The organism is Phytopseudomonas dryadis (assembly GCF_004327355.1).
Taxonomy (GTDB): Bacteria; Pseudomonadota; Gammaproteobacteria; order Pseudomonadales; family Pseudomonadaceae; genus Aquipseudomonas; species Aquipseudomonas dryadis.
The window spans coordinates 12,939-32,661 of the sequence record NZ_QJUM01000026.1; the positions used below are offsets into that span (position 1 = coordinate 12,939).

At 66.2% G+C, this 19,723-nt stretch carries 15 protein-coding genes; 1 reads left to right on the forward strand and 14 read right to left on the reverse strand.

Annotated features, from left to right (window positions below):
• Positions 1-2 precede the first annotated feature (2 nt).
• From DNK34_RS19635 to DNK34_RS19690, 12 genes are all read right to left on the reverse strand, one after another.
• The gene (locus DNK34_RS19635; protein WP_131176884.1) at positions 3-941 is read right to left on the reverse strand and encodes an ABC transporter substrate-binding protein; all 939 of its coding nucleotides are present in this window, start codon (positions 939-941) and stop codon (positions 3-5) included.
• Between the two features lie 12 nt (positions 942-953).
• The gene (locus tag DNK34_RS19640) at positions 954-3,665 is read right to left on the reverse strand and encodes a TonB-dependent receptor (RefSeq protein WP_242675271.1); all 2,712 of its coding nucleotides are present in this window, start codon (positions 3,663-3,665) and stop codon (positions 954-956) included.
• 189 nt (positions 3,666-3,854) lie between these two features.
• Positions 3,855-4,796, reverse strand: a complete 942-nt coding sequence (locus DNK34_RS19645) for a FecR family protein (RefSeq protein ID WP_131176883.1) — start codon at positions 4,794-4,796, stop codon at positions 3,855-3,857.
• Positions 4,786-5,289: a sigma-70 family RNA polymerase sigma factor gene (locus DNK34_RS19650; protein ID WP_131176882.1), complete on the reverse strand. Its 504-nt coding sequence runs from the start codon at positions 5,287-5,289 to the stop codon at positions 4,786-4,788. The genes DNK34_RS19645 and DNK34_RS19650 overlap by 11 nt, the downstream gene beginning before the upstream one ends.
• A complete protein-coding gene (locus tag DNK34_RS19655) occupies positions 5,289-6,626 on the reverse strand; it encodes an LLM class flavin-dependent oxidoreductase (RefSeq protein ID WP_207401617.1) in 1,338 nt (445 codons plus the stop codon). The genes DNK34_RS19650 and DNK34_RS19655 overlap by 1 nt, the downstream gene beginning before the upstream one ends.
• On the reverse strand, positions 6,626-7,486 hold the full coding sequence (locus DNK34_RS19660) for a TauD/TfdA dioxygenase family protein (protein ID WP_131176881.1): 861 nt from the start codon (positions 7,484-7,486) through the stop codon (positions 6,626-6,628). Before DNK34_RS19660 ends, DNK34_RS19655 begins: the two co-directional genes overlap by 1 nt.
• Before the next feature lie 261 nt (positions 7,487-7,747).
• Positions 7,748-10,324, reverse strand: a complete 2,577-nt coding sequence (locus tag DNK34_RS19665) for a TonB-dependent receptor plug domain-containing protein (RefSeq protein WP_165497333.1) — start codon at positions 10,322-10,324, stop codon at positions 7,748-7,750.
• 153 nt (positions 10,325-10,477) lie between these two features.
• Positions 10,478-11,164, reverse strand: coding sequence for a peroxiredoxin-like family protein (locus DNK34_RS19670; protein ID WP_131176879.1), 687 nt, complete (start codon positions 11,162-11,164; stop codon positions 10,478-10,480).
• Entirely contained in the window at positions 11,161-12,495 is a 1,335-nt protein-coding gene (locus tag DNK34_RS19675) for an LLM class flavin-dependent oxidoreductase (RefSeq protein WP_131176878.1), read from the reverse strand. The genes DNK34_RS19670 and DNK34_RS19675 overlap by 4 nt, the downstream gene beginning before the upstream one ends.
• Before the next feature lie 19 nt (positions 12,496-12,514).
• Complete coding sequence (locus tag DNK34_RS19680) at positions 12,515-13,498, reverse strand: ABC transporter substrate-binding protein (protein WP_131176877.1); 984 nt, start codon at positions 13,496-13,498, stop codon at positions 12,515-12,517.
• Between the two features lie 14 nt (positions 13,499-13,512).
• On the reverse strand, positions 13,513-13,866 hold the full coding sequence (locus tag DNK34_RS19685; protein ID WP_131176876.1) for a 4Fe-4S dicluster domain-containing protein: 354 nt from the start codon (positions 13,864-13,866) through the stop codon (positions 13,513-13,515).
• Complete coding sequence (locus DNK34_RS19690; RefSeq protein ID WP_242675361.1) at positions 13,863-15,452, reverse strand: FAD-dependent oxidoreductase; 1,590 nt, start codon at positions 15,450-15,452, stop codon at positions 13,863-13,865. Before DNK34_RS19690 ends, DNK34_RS19685 begins: the two co-directional genes overlap by 4 nt.
• Before the next feature lie 217 nt (positions 15,453-15,669).
• On the opposite strand from DNK34_RS19690, the gene DNK34_RS19695 reads away from it, so the two are divergent.
• Positions 15,670-16,989, forward strand: coding sequence for an LLM class flavin-dependent oxidoreductase (locus DNK34_RS19695; RefSeq protein WP_131176874.1), 1,320 nt, complete (start codon positions 15,670-15,672; stop codon positions 16,987-16,989).
• Between the two features lie 176 nt (positions 16,990-17,165).
• On the opposite strand, the gene DNK34_RS19700 is transcribed toward DNK34_RS19695, so the two are convergent.
• Together DNK34_RS19700 and DNK34_RS19705 are read right to left on the reverse strand one after the other, a co-directional pair.
• Positions 17,166-18,800 carry a dipeptide ABC transporter ATP-binding protein gene (locus tag DNK34_RS19700; RefSeq protein WP_131176873.1) on the reverse strand — a complete coding sequence of 545 codons (1,635 nt, stop codon included), beginning with the start codon at positions 18,798-18,800 and terminating at the stop codon, positions 17,166-17,168.
• Positions 18,797-19,720, reverse strand: coding sequence for an ABC transporter permease (locus DNK34_RS19705; RefSeq protein ID WP_131176872.1), 924 nt, complete (start codon positions 19,718-19,720; stop codon positions 18,797-18,799). The genes DNK34_RS19700 and DNK34_RS19705 overlap by 4 nt, the downstream gene beginning before the upstream one ends.
• Positions 19,721-19,723: the final 3 nt, after the last annotated feature.

Sequence of the window (19,723 nt, forward strand, 5' to 3'; positions counted from 1 at the left end):
ATTCAGGCAAGGAAATCGAGGTCCCAGAGTGGGCTGACGTCCACCTGCTGGGGGATGGCGCCGGCGGCGAAGAGCGCGTCGGCCACTTGCTGCTGGGACTGGATGCTGGCGTGGTCCGGCCGTTGCAGGCGGCCCAGTTGGCCCTGCTCGTCCAACTGGTCGAGGTAATAGGCGGCTGGTACATGGGTGAGCCGGCCGTTGAGTTCGGCCCACTGCCGTGGGTGGGCGGCAACCCATGCCAGGGTCTCGCGCATGGCGTCCAGGTAGGCGCGTACCGCCTGGCGGCGTACTGGATCGGCCCAGGCCGCATTGGTCATCCCGTAGGGATAGTTGCCGGAGAGGTAGCCGGCCGAGTCTTTCAGCAGCCGCGCGCCGAGGCGGAATTTGGCGAACTGGACGAACACCCCGTAGATGAACCAGGCATCCAGTTCGCCGCTCTGGAAGGCCGACAGGCCATCCTGGGTGGTGAGGTTGATCGCCTGCACGTCTTGCCAGCTCAGTCCTTGCTCCTTGAGCACCTGCAGCAGGAAGAAGTGCGAGGTGGTCGCGCGCACGTAGCCGATACGCTTGCCGCGCAGGTCGGCCAGTTGTTCGAGCGACGACTTCTCCGGCACCAGGATCACCTGGGTGGCGGATGGCATCTTCATCACCCCGACCAGCTTGTAGGTGGTATTGGAGGGCAGGGCGAAAACCGGTGGTATCTCGCTCATCCCGGCCAGGTCCAGTTGCTGGCTGGCCAGGGCCTCGGTAATGGGCGCGCCGCCCACGTAGTAGCTGACCGGATAGGGCAGCGATACACCGGCGGCCTCGAAGGAATAGGACAGGTCGCCCTTGTAACGGCCGACCCGCAGGCTGGACGCGGCCAGGGCACCAGTGGCGGATGACAGCCAGGGGCTGGCGGCTGCCAGCCCGAGGAGCAGGTTGAATTCTCTGCGACGCATGGGGGCTCCGAGTCAGAAGTTGTAGGTCAGGCTGCCGTAGTAGTAGGCGCCGTAAGGGTCGTAGGCGGGGTTGCTACCCGTGGAGGGGAAGCCGGCCGGGTTGCTGGTGAGGTCGTAGCCCTTCGACGGCGGGTCGATGTCGAACAGGTTCTGCGCGCCGAGGGCGACACTGAGTTGCTCGTTGAAACGCCAGCCCAGTTCCAGGTCGGTGATCCACTGGGCCGGATACTCCACGTCGTAGTAATGGGACTCGCTGCTGACGTCGGTGTGCTTGCCGTAGCGGGTCAGTGCCGCACGCAGGCTGAACGCGCCAAGGTTGTAGTCGGCGCTGAGAATCAGCTTGTTCTTCGGATACACGCTGGTGAAGTAGGAACGTGCGGTGCGATCCAGCAGCACATTGCCGGAACCGACCAGGGCGGCAGGGCTTTCCTTGACGTCATCGATGCGTGTGGTGTTGAGGTTCAGCGCCAGGCCCAGTTTGAGGTCGCCAGCGCTGCCGAGATTGCGGCTGTGGTCGAACACCAGATCCAGGCCGCTGGTGGTGGTGTCCAGGCCATTGGTCGCAAAGCGCACCCAGGTGTTCGGGGCGTATCCGTAGTTCGCCAGCAGGCTTTCGTAGCTGCCGTTGCCACTGTCGCGGATGAAGCCGGTCAGCACCAGGCGATCCCGAATGCGGATCTGATAGGCATCGATGCTCAGGTTGGTGGCCGGGGTCGGTTGCCAGACCAGGCCGATACTGAAATTAGTGGACTTCTCCGGTTTCAGCCCCTCGGCGCCGAGGGCGCGGGCCAGGCCCGAATCGACGGCGATGTTCGACGAGGTGACCAGCACGGTCTGCGCATTGATCGTGTAGTTGGCGCTGGAGCTCTGCTGGTGTGCGGTCTGCGACAACGACGGGGCGCGGAAGCCATTGCTCAGGGTGGCGCGTACGGCCAGCTGGGGGGCGAATTCATAGCGGCTCGAGAGTTTGCCGCTGAAGCTGTCGCCGGCGTCGTCCCGATAGCTTTCATAGCGGGCGGCCAGCCCGATATAGAGCTGTTCCGTCGGGTTCAGGCCGAGATCCAGGTATCCGGCGAAACTGTCGCGGTCGATATCCGCTGTCTGCTGGTCGGACACCGTGGTGGCGGCCTGCACCCCGGCAACGCCTGGTACACCACGTATCTGGTAGTTGCCTACTGCCCAGCCAGCCGGATCTCCGGCCTCGGTGCGGTAATGTTCGTAGCGATGCTCGAAGCCATAGGCGAACTGCAGGGGCTTGGCCAGGCCCACGTCGAATGCACGGTTGAAATCGAGGTTGTTGCTCCATTGGTCGAAGCGCGAGTCGTAGAGGTGGAAGCGGGTGGGGCTGTCGGGGCCGAGGGAGACGTTCAGGCTTTCCTGCTCGTGACGCAGCTTGTCACGGCTGTAGGTGCTGCTGGCATCCCATTGCCAGCCTTCCTCGCTGCCGCCCTTGAAGCCGGCGGCCAACTGATAGTCGAGTTGTTTGGCGCGGTAATAGGGCGTGAAACCATCGGGCCGCAGTTCGATCACGTTGTTCGCCGAGTTGCTCGAACCGTTGCTGGTGGCATTGGGGCGGCGGAAGTTGGCGCCGATCCAGCCGTCACGCTGGCTGATGGTGGAGAAGGAATAGAAGGTCAGGTCGTCATCGATGGGCAGCTCGGCGTTGTAGGCCACGTTGACCTGTTTGATCTTGGGCAGGCCGCCACCGAATACGTGGCGACCGACCGTCTCGTCGCGTGGGTCGCTGTTGACGCCGTCGATACCGTAGAAGGCGCCGCTGGCCCGTTCGGCGATACTGGCCGACTGGTTGGAGCGAGCGTCCAGGGACAGATTGAAGACGCCGTCAGCGGGCAGCGAGAAGCCGCTGTTGAGGCTCTGATAGAGCTGCTGGCCATCGCCGGATGCGCGTTGCCCCACCTTGCTGATCGCCTGGCCGCCATGGTCCTGCTGTTTCAGGACGATGTTGATGACCCCGGCAATGGCATCCGAGCCGTACTGGGCGGAAGCCCCATCACGCAGCACTTCGATCCGCTCGATGGCGCTGAGTGGAATCAGATCGAGATCCACCGAGTTGGCCAGCGTCGACTCGCGCGAGGCATTGATCATCGCCCCGCTGTGGCGGCGCTTGCCGTTGACCAGCACCAGGGTGTGCGAGGGCGAAAGACCGCGTAGGGTCGCCGGGCGGGCGATGCTCTCGTGGGAGAAGCTGGCCGCGTTTTGCACGTTCAACGAGGGGATCAGGCGCTTGAGGGCATCGCGCATCGACGTCGCTCCACTCTCCCGCAGTTTTTCCGCCGTGATCACGTCGATAGGCGATGGGCTGCTGGCAACCGTGCGGGGCTCGCTGCCACGATTGCCGGTTACCACCACCACGCCGAGGCGTGGGTCGGCCTGTTGGCTCGTCTGTGTCGCGCCGCGCACGATAGTAATGCCCGCTGCGTTGCTGCGCAGTTCCAGGCCACTGCCCCTGAGTGCGTGTTCGATGGCCTGTTCCAGGCTCAACGAACCCTGGATGGCAGGGCTGCGCAGCTTTTCCAGCAGTTGTGGATCGGCCGAAATGGCTTGTCCACTCTGCTGTGAGAGGCCGAGCAGCACGTCTTCCAGGCTGCCGGCAGGAACGGCGAAAGTGGTTTCTGTGGTTTGCGCATGGCCGGTCGAGACCATGGCAGGCATTGCCAGCAGCAGCGCGCAGCTCAGCAGGGTAGGACGCAAGGTGAAGGGCACGTCGGTGTTCCTCATGGGGTGTTGGTGAATGCCTTGAGCAACGACGCGGGGAAATTTTCCAGCCTGGTTAGATGATTTCGTTCAATGGATATAACGGGGCGCAGAGCCGCACGGTTGTAGGGGGATGACGTGTTATTCATCCACCGTTCCACGACCGCAGTGGTGGTACGCACCCCGATCCACCCTGTGCTAGGCGAGGTCGATGCTGGTGAAGAGGGGGCCGCGACGGATGGCGACTGGCAGGCTGTTGGCCAGCAGATCCAGGCAGCGGGGCACGTCGTCGAGCGGGTAGCGGCCACTGATGCGCAAGCGGGCAGCCGCCTCGCTGGTGCGCAACAGCCCGTACTGATAGGCGCTGAGTGCGTCCGTCAGCCGCGACAGGGGCTGATTGCGCAATACCAGCCAGCCATCCAGCCAGGCCGCTTCCTGATTGCTGGATGGGGCTTCGGCATAAATCCGTTGGCGGTCGAACAGCAGGCTGCGGTGGGCTGCCAGTACATGCTCATTGTGTTGCGGGCTGACGAGCCGGGCACCCTGCTCGAAGGTGATCAGGCGAACCCGGCCACCTTCCTGGCGCAACAGAAAACGTCCCTGATTCAGGTGCAGCGTGTTGTCCGCGCAGTGCAACAGGAACGGCGATGCGGCGCGGCTGACCTGTAGCAGCAACTCGCCTTGTTTGTGGCTCAGGCGCCGGGCTGCATGGCTGTCGAGGCTGGCGATGCTGCGGGCGTTGAGGTCGAGACGGCTGCCGTCCTGCAACCACCAGGTACGCCGCTCACCGATCTCGGTGTAGAGGTCGCCGGGCAGTGCCGGGCCAACCCGGGCGATGCGCTCCAGCAGCGCGCCCGTGGCACCGATGCCGAGCAGGGCCAAGCCACCGCGCAGGAATTGGCGCCGGCTCGACGGCGCCTGGACGATCTTCAGCAGTTCGTCGCCAGGGAGCTGCCGCAGCTTGGCGTCAGTCAGGGGCGCCAGGCCGTTTTGCAGTCGCTGCAGCGTCTGTGCATTGCGTGGGTTTGCCGCACACCAGGCATCCAGTTCATGTTGTCGCCCGGCATCGAACTCGCCCGATTGCAAGTGCACCAGCCAGTCAATGGCCTGTTCGAGGCTGTTGTCCGTATCAGCGCTCATCGGCCAGAGCCTCCCAGCAGTTATGCAGTGCAGCGGCCATCAGGCGGTGGATGCTGGTCACCGATAACCCCATGCGCTGGCTGATCTGCGAGTAGGTAAGGCCTTCGACGAAACTGCAGACGAATACCGTTTTCGTCTGCCCCGGCAGCCCACCCAGCAGACGGTCGAGATGCAGCAGGCGCTCAAGCAGTTCCAGTTGCTCTTCCGGTGAGGGTTGCACCTCTTCGGGCGTCTCGGCGAGTAGACGCAGGTAGGCTTTTTCCAGGTCGCGCCGGCGCCAGCTTTCATACAGCAGGCGATAGGCGATGGTGGTGAGCAGCGCCCTGGGTTCGCGAATGCGTTCCGGCGCTGGCATGCTCAGGACACGCAGAAAGGTTTCCGCAGCCAGGTCTTCGGCATGCTGCTGGCAACCGGTGCGCGCGCGCAGGCGTGAGCGCAACCAGGCATGGTTCTGCTCGAACAGGTGCTGAATGAGGGAATGGCTGTCGCTCATCAGGCCTTGGTCCGGGAGGGAGCAGGCGTGCGCAGCCCCAGGTGTTCACGCAGCGTGCTGCCCTGATACTCGCAGCGGAAGATGCCGCGCCGTTGCAGCTCCGGTACCACCTGTTCGAGGAAGCGTTCGGCGCCACCGGGCATGTACGGCGGCATGATCACGAAGCCGTCGGCGGCGTCTTGTTCCAGCCATTGCTGCATCTGGTCAGCGACCGTCTGTGGCGAGCCGATGAACTTGGCGAAGGCCAGGCTGGAGGCGTACCAGCGGCCGAGCTGTTCCAGCGTCCAGCCGGCTTCGATGGCGTTGCCGATCACCCCATCGAAGCGACCCTTGCTGCCGCGGATGTGCGCACGGATATCCGGTACCGGTGCCTTGGGATCATGCTGGGCAAGGTCGTAGTTCATGCTCGCCGACATGAAGGCCAGGCCGGCGATCGGCAGGATCAGTTCGTCCAGCTCATTGGCCAGTGCCTGCGCCTGTTCATCGGTGTCGGCGATGATCGGGTAGAGACCGGGCAGCACCTTGACGTCGTCGACCTGGCGCCCGGCGGCGACCACCTGCGCCTTGAATTCGCGGTAGAACGCCTTGGCCTTTTCCAGCGTCGATTGCACCGGGAAGACCACCTCGGCATTGCGCGCGGCCAGGGACTGGAAGGCCGACGACACGCCGGCCTGGATCAGCACCGGATGACCTTGCGGTGGGCGCGGCAGGTTGAGCGGGCCGCGCACCTTGAACCAGTCACCCTGGTGATCGGCGTAATGCAACTTGCTGGCATCGGCGTAGCGGCCGCTGGCCTTGTCGACCAGCAGGGCGTCGTCTTCCCAGGTGTCCCAGAGGCTGCGCACCACCTCGAGGAATTCGGCGGCCTTGGTGTAGCGTTCGGCGTGGCCAAGGTGCTGCTCGAGGCCGAAGTTGCGCGCCTCGCCATCGTTCACCGAGGTCACCGCGTTCCACGCCGCGCGGCCAGCGCTGAAGTGGTCGAGGGTGGCGAACTGGCGGGCGACATGGAACGGTTGGTGATAGCTGGTGGACACCGTGGCGCCGAGGCCGATGCGCGAGGTCAGCACGCTGAGCGCCGACAGCAGTGCCAGGGGCTCGGGCGAGCCACTGGGCCGCCAGGTCACCGCGGCATCGAACGAGCCGCCGTGGATGTCGTCCAGGGCCAGTTTGTCGGCGACGAACAGCAGGTCCAGTTTGGCCGCTTCGGCCTGCTCGGCGAGGCGCTGGTAATAACGGATATCCAGGGCATTGCCGGCTTCGGCCTGGGGCAGACGCCAGCCCGCCAGGTGCGAGCCGGCATGGCTGACGAACAGCGCCAGGTGCAGTTGCCGCGCCATCAGCCCGCCGCCTGCTGGCGTACGCGGTGGGGGATGTCGTCATCGGCGATCAGCACCCGTTCCATCACCCGGTCGAAGTCGCCGTAGTTGTAGACCGGGTAATGCAGCAGGGCACGGTTGTCCCAGAAGGCGATGGTGCCCGCTGTCCATTTGAAGCGCACCTGGTACTCCGGGTTGCTGAATTCCTTGAGCAGCTCGGCGACCAGGGCGCGGCTGTCCTCGACCGACCAACCGATCACCTGGGGCGACATGGAGAAGTTGATGAAGAGGGCGTCTTCGCCGGTTTCCGGATGGGTGCGTACCAGCGGGTGAGCGAGGATCGGATAGTGGTAGCCGACCCTGTCCAGCGACGATTTGAAGTTGTGGGTGACGTAGAGCTTGTCGATACGCGCTTTCAGTTCATCCGAAAGGCCGCGATAGACCAGGCCGGCATCGGCCCACACCGTATCGCCACCCAGTTCCGGTAGCGATACCGCGCGCAGCACCGCGCCCCAGGTGGGTTCGAGCATCCAGCTGGTATCGGTGTGCCAGCGACCCTTGCGCGCATCGCCATAGGCTTCCTTGGCCTGGCTGGCGAGGATCAGGTGCGCCTGGGGCTTGTCGCCGTCCTGCTGCTGGGTGGTCGGGTGCACGTAGAGTTCGCCGAACTGCCGGGCGAAGGCGATCTGCTGCTCGCTGCTGATGTGCTGGTCGCGGAAGAAGATGACCTTGTACTTGAGCAGCAGGGCGTGGATCTGCTCACGCTGCAGCGGCGAGAGCGGTTTGCTCAGATCGATATCGCTGATTTCCGCGCCCAGGGTGGGCTCCAGCGGGGTGACCTTGAGGGTTTCGCTGAGTGCGACGACGTTTTCTGCGGGCATGGGATTGTCCTCTTTTTGTGTTACCAGTCGTAGGAAAGGCGCGCGTAATAGAACGCGCCGTTGAGGCCGTATGGGCTGAATGCGCCACGGGGGGCTGTTGCCGTTTCAGCACGGCCGCGCCGGAGCCCGTTTTGCCGCGAGGCAAGGCACGAGCCGCGAAGTTTGGTGTTCCAAATGAGTGGCGAGAAACGCAGCATTCGCGGCAAAACGGGCCCGGCCCTTCGGGTGGCGCGCAAAATCTCGCCATGCGTTGTTGGAGGACTAGGCAAGGGAACACCATTCCCAGCGTCCTCCGCCTAGCCTGGCGAGATTTTGCGCAGCAACGCGGTTCGCGCTGAAACGGCAACAGCCCCCCAAGTCCGGGTTGTTGATTTCGCTGGGATTGGCGCTGCCCAGGCCGGTAACCACGGAGGTCGGGTCCTGCCTGTCGGGGCGCACACCGAAGAGGTTGTTGGAGCCGACCGCGAGCGACAGGTTGTCGCTGAGCAGATAGGTGACGTCGAGGTCGGTGATCCACTTGGCGCCGAACTGCTGGTCGGCCGAGGCGGCGATGCCGGCTTCGGTGTACTTGCCGTAGCGCGTCAGTTGCAGGTCGGTGATGAAGTCGCCGATGCGCCAGTTGCTGCCCAATACCAGTTTGTCGCGCGGGCTACCCTGGGTCAGGTCGGTTTGCGCCTGGTGGCCGAAGATCACATAGTCGCTGCCGAGCAGGTTGCTGACCGTATCGTTCTGCTTGATATCGCGGATGCTGGTGCGGTTGTAGCTGTACAGCGCCGACCAGCGCACCTGGCCGAAATGGCCGTGATCGCTGTGCAGTTCGCTGACCAGGTCGACGCCGTCGGTACGGGTGTCGACGCCGTTCATGTTGTACTGCGCCGAGTACAGGTCGTTGATGCCGAGGGAGGCGAGGGTGTCGCGGATCACCGTGGAGGTGCCGCTGTCGCGAATGATCTCGCTCTTGACGATGCGGTCCTTGATTTCGATGCGGTAGGCGTCGAGGGTGATGCGGGCATTGCGCGTCGGCTCCCAGGAAACCCCGATGCTGAAGTTGGTCGACTTCTCCGGCTGCAGATCCTTGGCGCCCAGTGCCTGGGCGGCAACGCTGCTGGGTGGCAGGTAGCGTGCGAGCAGGCTCTGGGTAGTGCCATCGGCCAGGCGCACGCTGGTGTTCTGGGTGACCGAGAAGGTCTGCTGGGCCAGCGACGGCGCGCGAAAACCGGTGTTGAAAGTGCCGCGCAAGGCCAGGCCCGGGGCCAGTTCGTAACGGGTGGACAGCTTGCCACTGGCGGTGTTGCCGGAGCTGTCGTCGTAATGCTCGAAGCGGAATGCGGCGCTGGTGTACAGGCGTTCGGTCAGGTGGGTGCCGGCATCGATGTAGAAGGCGTAGCTGTCGCGATCCAGCGAGCCGGCATCGGCCACCGAGGTGCCAGTGAAGGATTGTAGGCCGGCGAGGGGGCTCTGCCCCGCGCGCGGGTGACCAACCGGGTAGACATAGCCGCCATCGCGGTAGGAGTCCGGCTCGCCTGCGGTCTGCAGGTATTGCTCCCAGCGGTGCTCGATGCCTGCCGACAGCTGCAACGGCTTGGCCAGGCCGATCTCGAACGGGCGGGTGAAATCCAGGTTGCTCGTCCACTGTTCGAACTCCAGGGCACCGAGGTAGAACGAGGTCTTGCTCGCCGGGCCGAGGGAGGCGTTGAGGGTGTTCTGCGCACCGAGGCGCACGTCGTCCTTGCCGTAGGTGGTGCTCAGGTCGTAGCCCCAGCCGGCGACATCGCCCTTGCCGCCGAAGGCGAGCTGGAAGTCCTTCTCGTCGATCAGGCGCTGGGCGTGAAAGCCGTCCGGGTAGATCTCCGGGATCGACGACAGGCTGGTGGCGCGGAAGCTGCCGCGGGTATCGACGATGCTGCGGTCGCTGTAGGTGGAAAACGAATACAGCGTCAGGGCATCGTGGATGGGCAGTTCGGCGTTGTACGAGAGGTTGTAGACCTCGTCGCGGTTGGAGCGGCCATAGCCTTTCTCCAGCAGCCGATCCACCGAGCCCTCGCGGGGATCGGCTTGCGCACCGGGGGTGCCGAAGGGCACCGATTCACCGTCCAGTACCGGGTAGTACCACGGCCCCTGGGCATCGCCGGCGGCATAGGACGGGCCTTGCAGGCGGATATCCAGCGAGGCGTTGAAGAAGCCACCGTTGTCGCCCAGGGCGAAGCCGCTGTTGAGGCCGGTCTGGGTCAGGTCGCCGGGTTTGTCTTCCTGCTGGCCGTAGGTCACGCTGGCGCTGCCGCCGCTGTCCTGACTCTTGAGGATGATATTCAGCACCCCGGCGATGGCGTCCGAGCCGTATTGCGCCGAGGCGCCGTCGCGCAGCAGTTCGATACGCTCGATGGCCGAGGTGGGGATCAGGTCGAGATCCACCGGTACGCTGCCGCTGGCGATACGGGCGAAGTTGTTGTAGACGGCGGTGTTGTGCCGGCGCTTGCCGTTGACCAGCACCAGCAGGTGGTCGCCGGACAGGCCGCGGATCGACACTGGCCGCACCGACGACGAGGTGCCGCCGCCGGCCTGGGCGGGGGCGCTGAACGACGGCACGATACGACCGAGGGCCTCGCGCAGGCTGGCCTTGCCGGTCTTGCGGATCTGCTCGCCGCTGATGATGTCGATGGGCGAGGGGCTGTCGGCCACGGTCAGGGTGTTGCTGCGGTTGCCGGTAGAGATCACCGACACCGTGCCGAGCACGGTGTCCTTCTCTTCGGCCCAGGATGCCGCCGGCAGCGCCAGGCAGACCAGCGACAGGGCATAAGGCAGGCGTTTTTCGGGGCGAACGAATCCTGGCACGTGCATGGGCCGCATCCTTTTTTAGAGAGAAAGAGCCGCGTTATAGGGCGGCTCGGCTTTTGTAGGGTGGACAACGCTCTTTTTGTCCACCATGGGCCATGCAGAGCGGTGGACAAGCTTCGCGTTGGCTACGCGCCCCGGTTCACCCTACGAACTACATCAGGCGCTTCTCGCCACCTTGTCGGTGACCTCAAGCACCTCATCCACCGCAGCGATGATCGGCTGCGCCTCGCTGCGCACCAGCCAGTCCGGGCTGACCTCGGCGAAGTGCACGCGGCGGTCGCTGCCGATCACCACCACGGTCGGTTGCGGCAGTTCCCAGGTACCGGTGCCGGTGACTTCGCCGATGCCCGGCCCCTTGGCCAGCGACGCCTGGCGCGAGGCCTGGTCGAATTCGTAGAGCACACCGAAGCGCCTGGCCAGGGCGTTGTCCCTGTCGCTGGCCACTTGCAGGCTGAGGTTGTGCCTGTCCTTGATCTCGACCAGGCGCTCCGGCACCTGCGGGCTCACCGCCAGCAGCGGCACGCCGCGTTCGCGCAGCGCCGGCTGCAGGTTGCGCTCGTAGTAGGGGATGGCGATGTTGCACGCCGGGCAGCCGGCGAAGCGGAAGAACACCAGCACCGCCGGGCCGTTGGCGACCAGTTGTTCGAGGCTCAGGGTGCCGCCTTCGACCTTGAGCAGCTCGAACGGCGCGACGCTGTCGCCGGCTTTGACGAAGGTTTCATGGCGCGCCTCGTCGACCAGTTTCTGGCGCTGGTCGATGTTCACTTTCAGCGCCTCGGGCGCCCAGGTGCGCACGCGCTCGGCATGCAGTTCGGCGAGCAGATGGTTGAGGGATTCGCTCATGCCACTGCTCCTTGTGTGCGGCGCAGGGTGTTGCGGTTGGCGGGGACGGCCAGGCCGAAGTTGTCGCGCAGGGTCCGGCCCTGGTATTCGCGGCGCAGCAGGCCGCGCGCTTGCAGCAGCGGCGCCACGTAGCGGGTGAAATACTCCAGGCCGTCGGGCAGCAGCGAGTTGACGATGAAGCCGTCGGCGGCGCCGTCCTCGAACCAGTCCTGCAGGGCGTTGGCCACCTCTTCCGGGGTGCCGACGAAATCGCGCCGTGGCCGCGAGAAGCGCAGGGCCACTTCGCGCAGGGTCAGGTGCTCTTCGCGGGCCTGTTGCTTGATGCGATCCGAGGCGCCCTTGTGGCTGTTGCTGCCCAGGTCGCCGAGGTCGGGGAAGGGCGCATCCAGCTCATGGCCGGAGAAGTCGTAGTCGTTGAACGGCCGGCCGAGGGCGACGATGGCGTCTTCGATGCTGACCAGGTCGACGGCCTGCTGGTAGCGGCTTTCCACTTCCTCGGCATCGCGGCCGACGATCGGGCGGATACCGGGCAGGATGAACAGCTCGTCCGGGTTGCGTCCGGCCTTGGCGGCACGCTGCTTGAGATCCTGGTAGTAGGCACGCGCCTCGGCGAACGATTCGGGGCTGACGAAGATCGCGTCGGCGTTCTGCGCGGCGAAGTTGCGGCCGTCGTCGGAGGTGCCGGCCTGGAAGATCAGCGGCTGGCCCTGGGGTGAACGCTGGATGTTCAGCGGGCCCTTGACCTTGAAGAACTCGCCCTGGTGATCGAGGGTATGCAGCTTGTCCGGGGCGAAGAACTCGCCGGTTTCCTTGTTGCGGGTGAAGGCGTCGTCTTCCCAGGAATCCCACAGGCCCTTGACCACGTTCACGTGCTCGCGGGCGATGCGGTAGCGCGTGGCGTGGGGCGGGTGCTCGGCCTTGCCGAAGTTGTCGGCGGTGCCGGACAGCCAGGAGGTGACCACGTTCCAGCCGGCGCGGCCGCCGCTGAGGTTGTCGAGCGAGGCGAACTGGCGCGCCACCTGGAACGGCTCGGTGTAGCTGACGGTGACGGTCGCCACCAGGCCGATGTTTTCCGTGACTGCCGCCAGGGCCGAGAGGATGGTCAGCGGCTCGAAGCGGTTGAGGTAGTGCGGGCTGGACTTGGCGTGGATATGCAGGCTGTCGGCGATGAAGGCGAAGTCGAATTTGCCGGCCTCGGCCAGTTGCGCCTGCTGCTTGTAGTAGCCGAAGTTGACGCTGGCGTCGGCCAGCGCCTCGGGGTGGCGCCACTCGCCCCAGCCGTGGCCGACGCCGTGGATCATGGCACCGAGTTTGATCTGTCGTTTGCTCATGGAAGCTTCTCCTGTCGGTTCACTGAGGTTGCGTCTGGGCAACCGCTTGGCCCGGCTGTTCGGCGCGGGCGGCGTTGAAGCTCTTGTCGAAACCCTGGGTGACATCCACCGGGCGTGTCAGCACGCCTTCCTCCAGGTAGATATCGGAGACGCGCTGCAGATCGGCGATGACCTCGTCGGTGATCTCGGCACGCGAGTGGTTGGTCTCCCTGACCGACTCCAGGTGCACCGCGACGGGCAGTCCCGTGACCCGGGCCTGTGCCTCTGCATAGGCCTGGTGGTTGTGATTGGCCCAGATGAAGGCACGCTCGACGCGCTTGACGAAGTCCTCCAGTTGCACGCGCTTGCCTTCCACGGCCGTCTGGGTCGCGGCCAGGTAGAAATGGTTGGTGAGCAGGTCGTCGCTGTCGCGCAGGATGCGGGCGCCGTTCTGGGTGATGGCGATGGTGGTGTAGGGGTCCCAGGTCGACCAGGCATCGGCCGCGCCGCTTTCCAGGGCGCTGCGCGCGTCGGTGGGCAGCAGGTTGACGAAGGTCACGTCCGCGGTTTTCAGGCCGGCTTCGCGCAGCGCCTTGATCACCAGGAAGTGGCCGATGGAGCCTCGATTGGTGACGATGCGCTGGCCTTTCAGGTCGGCCACGGTTTGCAGCGGCGAATCCTTGGGCACCAGGATCGAGGTGGTGTAGCGGCCGTCGCGCTTGATGATTTCCACCACCTTGAGCGGCGCGCCGGCCCCCAGGGCGAACACATAGGGCGCATCGCCCAGGCCGCCGATGTCCACGGCGCCGGCATTCAGCGCCTCACCCAGCGGGGCCGCGGCGGGGAATTCGGAAAAGTCGATGCGGTAGGGCACCTCCTCGAGTTCGCCGGCCGCTTCCAGCAGCAACTTGATGCCGGATTTCTGGTTGGCCACGCGCAAGGGCTCGAGGTCGGCGGCGCTGGCCTGGCCGCCCAGCAGCAGGCTGCTGCCGAGGACGCTGGCGATAAGGGTACGGATCAGCATGTGGTGTCTCCTGGTCAAGTCTTGGTGGGGGTACGGGCGAGGGCGAAGATTTCTTCCATCCGCCAGTGCTGGTTGGCGTAGCGCGGGTCGCTGGCCCATTCGTCCCAGCCGGAGTCGCGGCGGTACTGGCCGAGCAGGCCGCTGGCGCGAATCCGCTCCGGGTCGAGGGCGACCGCGCGTTCGCAATCGGGGTGCACGTAGAGGGCGTCGCTGCGGCAGTACAGCTCGCACATGAAGCAGGTCTGGCAGTCCGCCTGGCGGGCGATGTGGGGTTTGCCATCGGCGCCGACCGCGAGCACGTCGCTGGGGCAGGCGGCCACGCACAGGTTGCAGCCGTTGCAGCGGTCGCTGAGGATCAGTTCGATCATGCCGGTGCTCCGCTGCGGGCGTTCTCGTGGGCGTCGAGTGCGCTGCGGCGCACCCAGGGCGCGTCCAGGCCGCCGCTGTGCAGGTGGACGTCGAAGCTGGCGGATTGCTGCGGCGCATCGCTGCGCTGGTGCATGCCGCGGCTTTCCTGGCGCGCCAGGGCGCTGCCGTAGCACCAGCGGGCGGTGGCGAGCATTGCCGCGGTTTCCCGCCAGCGCAGCAGGGCGACGGCGTCGCGGGCATGGCTCTGCTCGCGCAGGCGATCCCAGGCATTGTCCAGTGCGTTCAGCGAACGCTGCAGTTGCCCGCCGCTACGGAACAGGTTCTTGTCGTAGGGGTGCATTTCGTTCTGCACCGTGCGGATCAGCCCGGTGCTGTCGTCGCGGTCGCTGCCGATGGGCAGCAAGCCGACCCGGGCGGTGCCATGGACATTGCCGGCGCGGCGGCGCTGCCGGGCATGGCTGGCGGCGCCATGCCCGGCCCATTGCCCGCTGGACAGCGCCCAGGACGAGTTCACCGCGCCGCCGCCGGAGATCGCCCCGGTCACCGCCTCGCGGCTGGCGGCATCGCCGACGGCGAACAGGCCGGGCAGGCGGGTCTGGCACTGCGCGTCGATCAGGCGCAGGCCACCGACGCCACGCACCGTGCCTTCGCCATGCAGGGTCACCGGGAACGTGTCGCGGTAGGGGTCGATGCCGCTGCGGTCGAACGGCAGCATCAGGTTCGGCTGCACGTAGGGCAGGCGTGCGCGGATGTCCCCGGGGATGCGGTCGAGCCGGCAATACACCGGGCCTTCGAGCAGGGCGCGGGCCAGGGACTGGTTGAAGTCCGGGCCCTGGGCGATCGCCAGTTCGCGGCCGCTGGCATCGAAGTAGCGGCCGAAGGTGTAGACCATGGAACGGGTCATGCTGCTGCTGGCCGGGGCGATGCAGTAGTAGCTGGAGAACTCCATGCCGGACAGTTCCGCGCCGGCCTCGACGCCCATCAGGTAGCCGTCGCCGGTGTTGTTGCGGCTGCCGAGCAGGCGCGAATGGAAGGCGCAGCCGCCGGTGGCCAGCACCACGGCGGGCGCCCGTACCTGCCACTCGCGCTGCTGCTGGCGTTGCAGGCCGCGGGCGCCGGCCAGTTCGCCCTGATCGTTCTTCAACAGTTCCAGGGCCGGGCTGTGGTCGAGCAGGGTGACGCTATGCTCCAGCGCCAACTGACGCATGGCGCGCATGTACTCCGGGCCACGCAGGGCGCGGTACTGCTTCTCGCCGCGTTCGTTGCATGGAAAATCGTAGAGACGGTCGAGGCTCGGCAGGGTCTGCCAGGTGGTTTCCAGAATACGTGCCATCCAGCCCGCATCCCCCAGCTTGGCGGCACTCGCGACGCGCTTGTCGATGGCCGCCTGGCGCTGTTCCGGCGGCACCCACCAGTGGCCGGGGCCGGCAGTGGCGGTCACGCCGCTGGTGCCGCAATAGCCCTTTTCCGCCAGCACCACCCGCGCACCGTCACGGGCTGCAGCGACCGCCGCCCAGGTGCCCGCAAGACCGCCGCCGATGACCAGTACATCGGCAGACAGGCGTAATGGAGGACGAGTGGTCATGAACAGCATGCTCCTGGTGTCGGTCGTGGAAGACAGCCTCCACCAGGAAAGGGGTCGGTCTGGAAACGACCTTATTCCTCTAACAAAGCGCTGTGAAAGTCTTTCTGGTTCTAAGCTAATTATGTAATTTTATTATTTAAAGTGTTTTTAAATATCAGTATTAGGTATTTAATCGTAAGCACTACACTTCTTTCAGCGGTTAGGGAAACCTTCGACCATGGGTGACAGGCAGATCAAACTCGGCGCGGTGCCCATGGGCGTCGGCGGCCCCGGACGACACAATCTCTGGCACGACCCGGCGATTCCCACGGACGCCAGCGTCAATGTCGACTGGTTCATCGAACTGGCGCGCCAGGCCGAAGCGGCGCTGTTCGACCTGATCTTCATCGTCGACAGCCAGTTCATCACCGCGGACTCGCCGCCGCATTACCTGAACCGGCTGGAGCCGCTGACCCTGCTCTCGGCACTGGCGGTGAGCACCCGGCACATCGGCCTGGTCGGCACCCTGACCACCTCCTACAACGAGCCGTTCAATGTCGCCCGGCGGCTGGCCTCGCTGGACCTGATCAGCAAGGGGCGCGCCGGCTGGAACGTGGTCACCAGCGGCGATGCCGGTACCGCCGGCAACTACGGCCGTGACGAGCACTACGATTACGACACCCGCTATGGCCGCGCCCTGGAACACGTGCAGGTGGTGCAGAAGCTGTGGCAGTCCTACGAGGACGATGCCCTGCCACGCAACCGCGAAACCGGCCAGTTCCTCGACCGCGGCAAACTGCATGCGCTGCACCACAAGGGCGAGCATTTCTCGGTGGTCGGGCCGCTGAACATCCAGCGCTCGCCCCAGGGCCAGCCGGTGATCTTCCAGGCCGGCGACTCCCCGCAGGGCCGCGACCTGGGCGCGAGCATCGCCGACGTGGTGTTCACCCATGCGCCGAGTGTGGAGAAGGGCCAGGCGTTCTATCGCGACATCAAGCAACGGGCGCAGCGCCAGGGGCGAAATCCCGACGAGATCATCATCCTGCCGGGCGCGCAGATCTACATCGGCGACAGCGACCAGCAGGCGCGGGAGATCGAGCGCCATTACCACGCCGTCGACCACAGCTTCGAGCAGGCCCTGGCCGAGTTCGGCCGCTCCTTCGGCTGGCACGACTTCCGCCAGTACGACCTCGATGCACCGTTCCCGGTCGAGGCCCTGGAGTACGCTCGCAGCAGCTTCTACACCGCGGCCAAGGCCGCTACCGACCTGGCCGTGAGCAAGGGCTGGACGCTGCGCCAGGCCGTGGCTGCCGGCCTGCAGCTCAGGCCCAACGCCTTCGTCGGCTCGGCCGAAACCGTGGCCAACGAAATGATCCGCTGGTTCGAGGCGCGGGCGCTGGATGGCTTCAACATCTACATCGGCCACCCCGAGCAGTTCCGCCGCTTCAGCGAACAGGTGGTGCCGATCCTGCAGGCGCGCGGGGTCTATCGCCGCGAGTATGAAGGCAGCACGTTGCGCGAGAGCCTGGGCCTGGAAATTCCCCGCAATCCCGGTTAGCGCTCCAGCGTCATGAGCATTTCAAGGCGCAAGCGGACGTTGAGCTACAAGCCACAAGCTTCAAGCTAGAAGCGAGGCAACCTGTAGGATGGGTGAAACCCATCAATTGCCGATGGGTTGCACCCATCCTACGACCGTCCGCGATCGCCTTGAAGAGCCTTCCTGGCGACGCCTGCTCAGGCCACGCTGGTGAGGGGCTGGCGGCCGGGGATGGCGGCGATCAGTTCGCGGGTGTATTCGCTGGCCGGATGCTCGAACACCTGCCGCACCGGGCCCTGTTCGACCACTTGCCCCTGGCGCAGCACCAGCACCTGGTGGGCGACGCTGGCCACCACCGCGAGGTCGTGGGAGACCAGCACGTAGGCGATGCCCAGTTCGCGCTGCAGCTCTTCGAGCAGGTCGAGGATCTGCGCCTGCACCGAGACGTCCAGCGCCGAGACCGGTTCGTCGAGCAGCAGCAGATCCGGTTGCAGGGCCAGGGCGCGGGCGATGGCGACGCGCTGGCGCTGGCCGCCGGACAGCTCGCGGGGCAGCCGATCCAGGTAACTGAGCGGCAGGTGCACGCGGGCGATCAGCTCCCGGGCGGCCTGTTCCAGCGCCGGCCCCTTGAGCAGGCCGAAGGACACCAGCGGCTCGACGATGCTGTCGAAGATGGTGAAGCGCGGATCGAGGGCGGCGAACGGATTCTGCTGCACCAGCTGCATGCGCCGGCGCAGGGGGCGAAAGGCGCGCCAGCTGAGCTCGGTGATGTCCTGCTGCTCGAACAGCACGCGACCCCGGCTGGGTTTCTCCAGGCCCAGGGCGATGCGCAGGGCGGTGCTCTTGCCGGAGCCGGACTCGCCGACGATGGCCAGGGTCTGGCCGGGATGGACCTGGAGGCTGAGCTCCTGCAGGGCGACGAAGCTGCTGGCTTCGCCTGGCACCTTCGGCAGCGCATAGGTCTTGCCGACGCCCTCCAGGCTGAGGATGGACCGGCTGCTCTCGCTGGGCGTCTCGCGGCTGCTCCTGTAGCGACCGTTGAACGCCGGCGCGGCGGCGATCAGGGCGCGGGTGTAGTCATGCCGCGGTTGCACCAGGATCTGCCGGGGCTCGCCCTGTTCGACCACCTGGCCATGGCTCATCACCAGCACGCGGTCGGCGCGGTCGGCGGCGACGCCCAGGTCGTGGGTGATGATCAGCAGCGAGATGCCACGCTCACGCACCAGGCGCTCCAGGTGATCGAGAATCCGCCGTTGTACGGTGACGTCCAGCGCGCTGGTCGGCTCGTCGGCGATGATCAGTTTGGGGTTGCCCGCCAGGGCGATGGCGATCAGTACCCGCTGGCGCATGCCGCCGGACAGTTCATGGGGGTACTGGCGGGCGCGCAGCGCCGGTTGGCTCAGGCCGACCTGTTCGAGCAGCGCGATGACCTCGGCATCGACCCCGGGATGGCGGCGCCCGCGGGCGAGGATCAGCGCTTCGGCGATCTGCCGGCCGATGCGCAGGGTCGGATTGAGGCTGACCATGGGGTCCTGCGGCACCAGGCCGATGGTGCTGCCGCGCAATGCGCGTTTGATCCGCTCGCTGGCGTGGCTGATGTCGTCACCGGCGACCCGCAGCTGGCCCGCGGTGATCCGCGCGTTGTCCGGGAGCAGGCCGAGGATGGCGTTGGCCAGGGTGGATTTGCCCGAGCCCGACTCGCCGACGATCGCCAGCGTCTCGCCCTGGGCCACGGAGAAGGAAACGTCGCGCACTGCCTGGGTGACCTGCCCGGCGAAGCGGTAGGACACGTTCAGCTGGCTGACCTCGATCAAGGGCTGGTTGGCGCTCATCGCTGGATCTCCTCCAAGGTGCGGGCGATATGGTTGAGGCTGAACACCACCGCCACCACGAACAGGCCAGGCAGCAGCGACACCCAGGGTGCGGTGATCAGGAAGTGGCGGCCGTTGGCGATCAGCGTGCCCCATTCCGCCGCCGGCGGCGCGGCGCCGAAACCGAGGAAGGACAGGCCGGCGGTGGCCAGGATGGCGGCGCCGAAGTCGAGGGTGGCGAGTACCGCCACCGGCCCCCAGGCGTTGGGCAGGATATGGCGCAGCAGGGTGCGGCCCCAGCTGGCGCCACCGAGGCGGGCGGCCTCGACATAGGGCAGGGTCTTGACCCGCAGCACTTCGGCGCGGGTGGTGCGGGCGAAGCCGGGAATGATGCCGACGCCGACGGCGATGGCCACCGGAATGGTGCCGAAGCCGATGGCGGTGACGATGGCCAGGGCCAGCAGCAGGCCGGGCAGGGCCAGCAGCACGTCGACGAAACGCATGATCAGCGCATCGATACGGCCGCCGGCGAAGCCGGACAGCACGCCCAGGCCGAGCCCGCCGAGCAGGGCGATGCCGACCGCCAGCAGCGCGGCCTGCACCGACAGGCTCGAGCCGTACACCACGCGGGTATAGAGGTCGCGGCCCAGTTCGTCGGTGCCGAACCAGTGCACCAGGTTGGGCGCGGTGAGCTTGTCCGCCGGCGAGGTGGCGTAGGGATCGAAGCTGGTCAGCAGCTGCGGCAGCAGCGCCGCCAGCAGGGCGAAGGCGGTGATGAACAGCGCCACCATGAAGCCCGGCCGGCGCAGCAGCGGTCGCGCGCCTTCCAGGACGCGCTGCAATCGACTGCGGCGTCGCCAGGCTGCTGGCGCGGCCGGGCTGGCGCCGCCTGCCTGGAGCAGGGCCTTGGCGCGTGGGTAACGGCTATCGGTCGTGGTCATGGT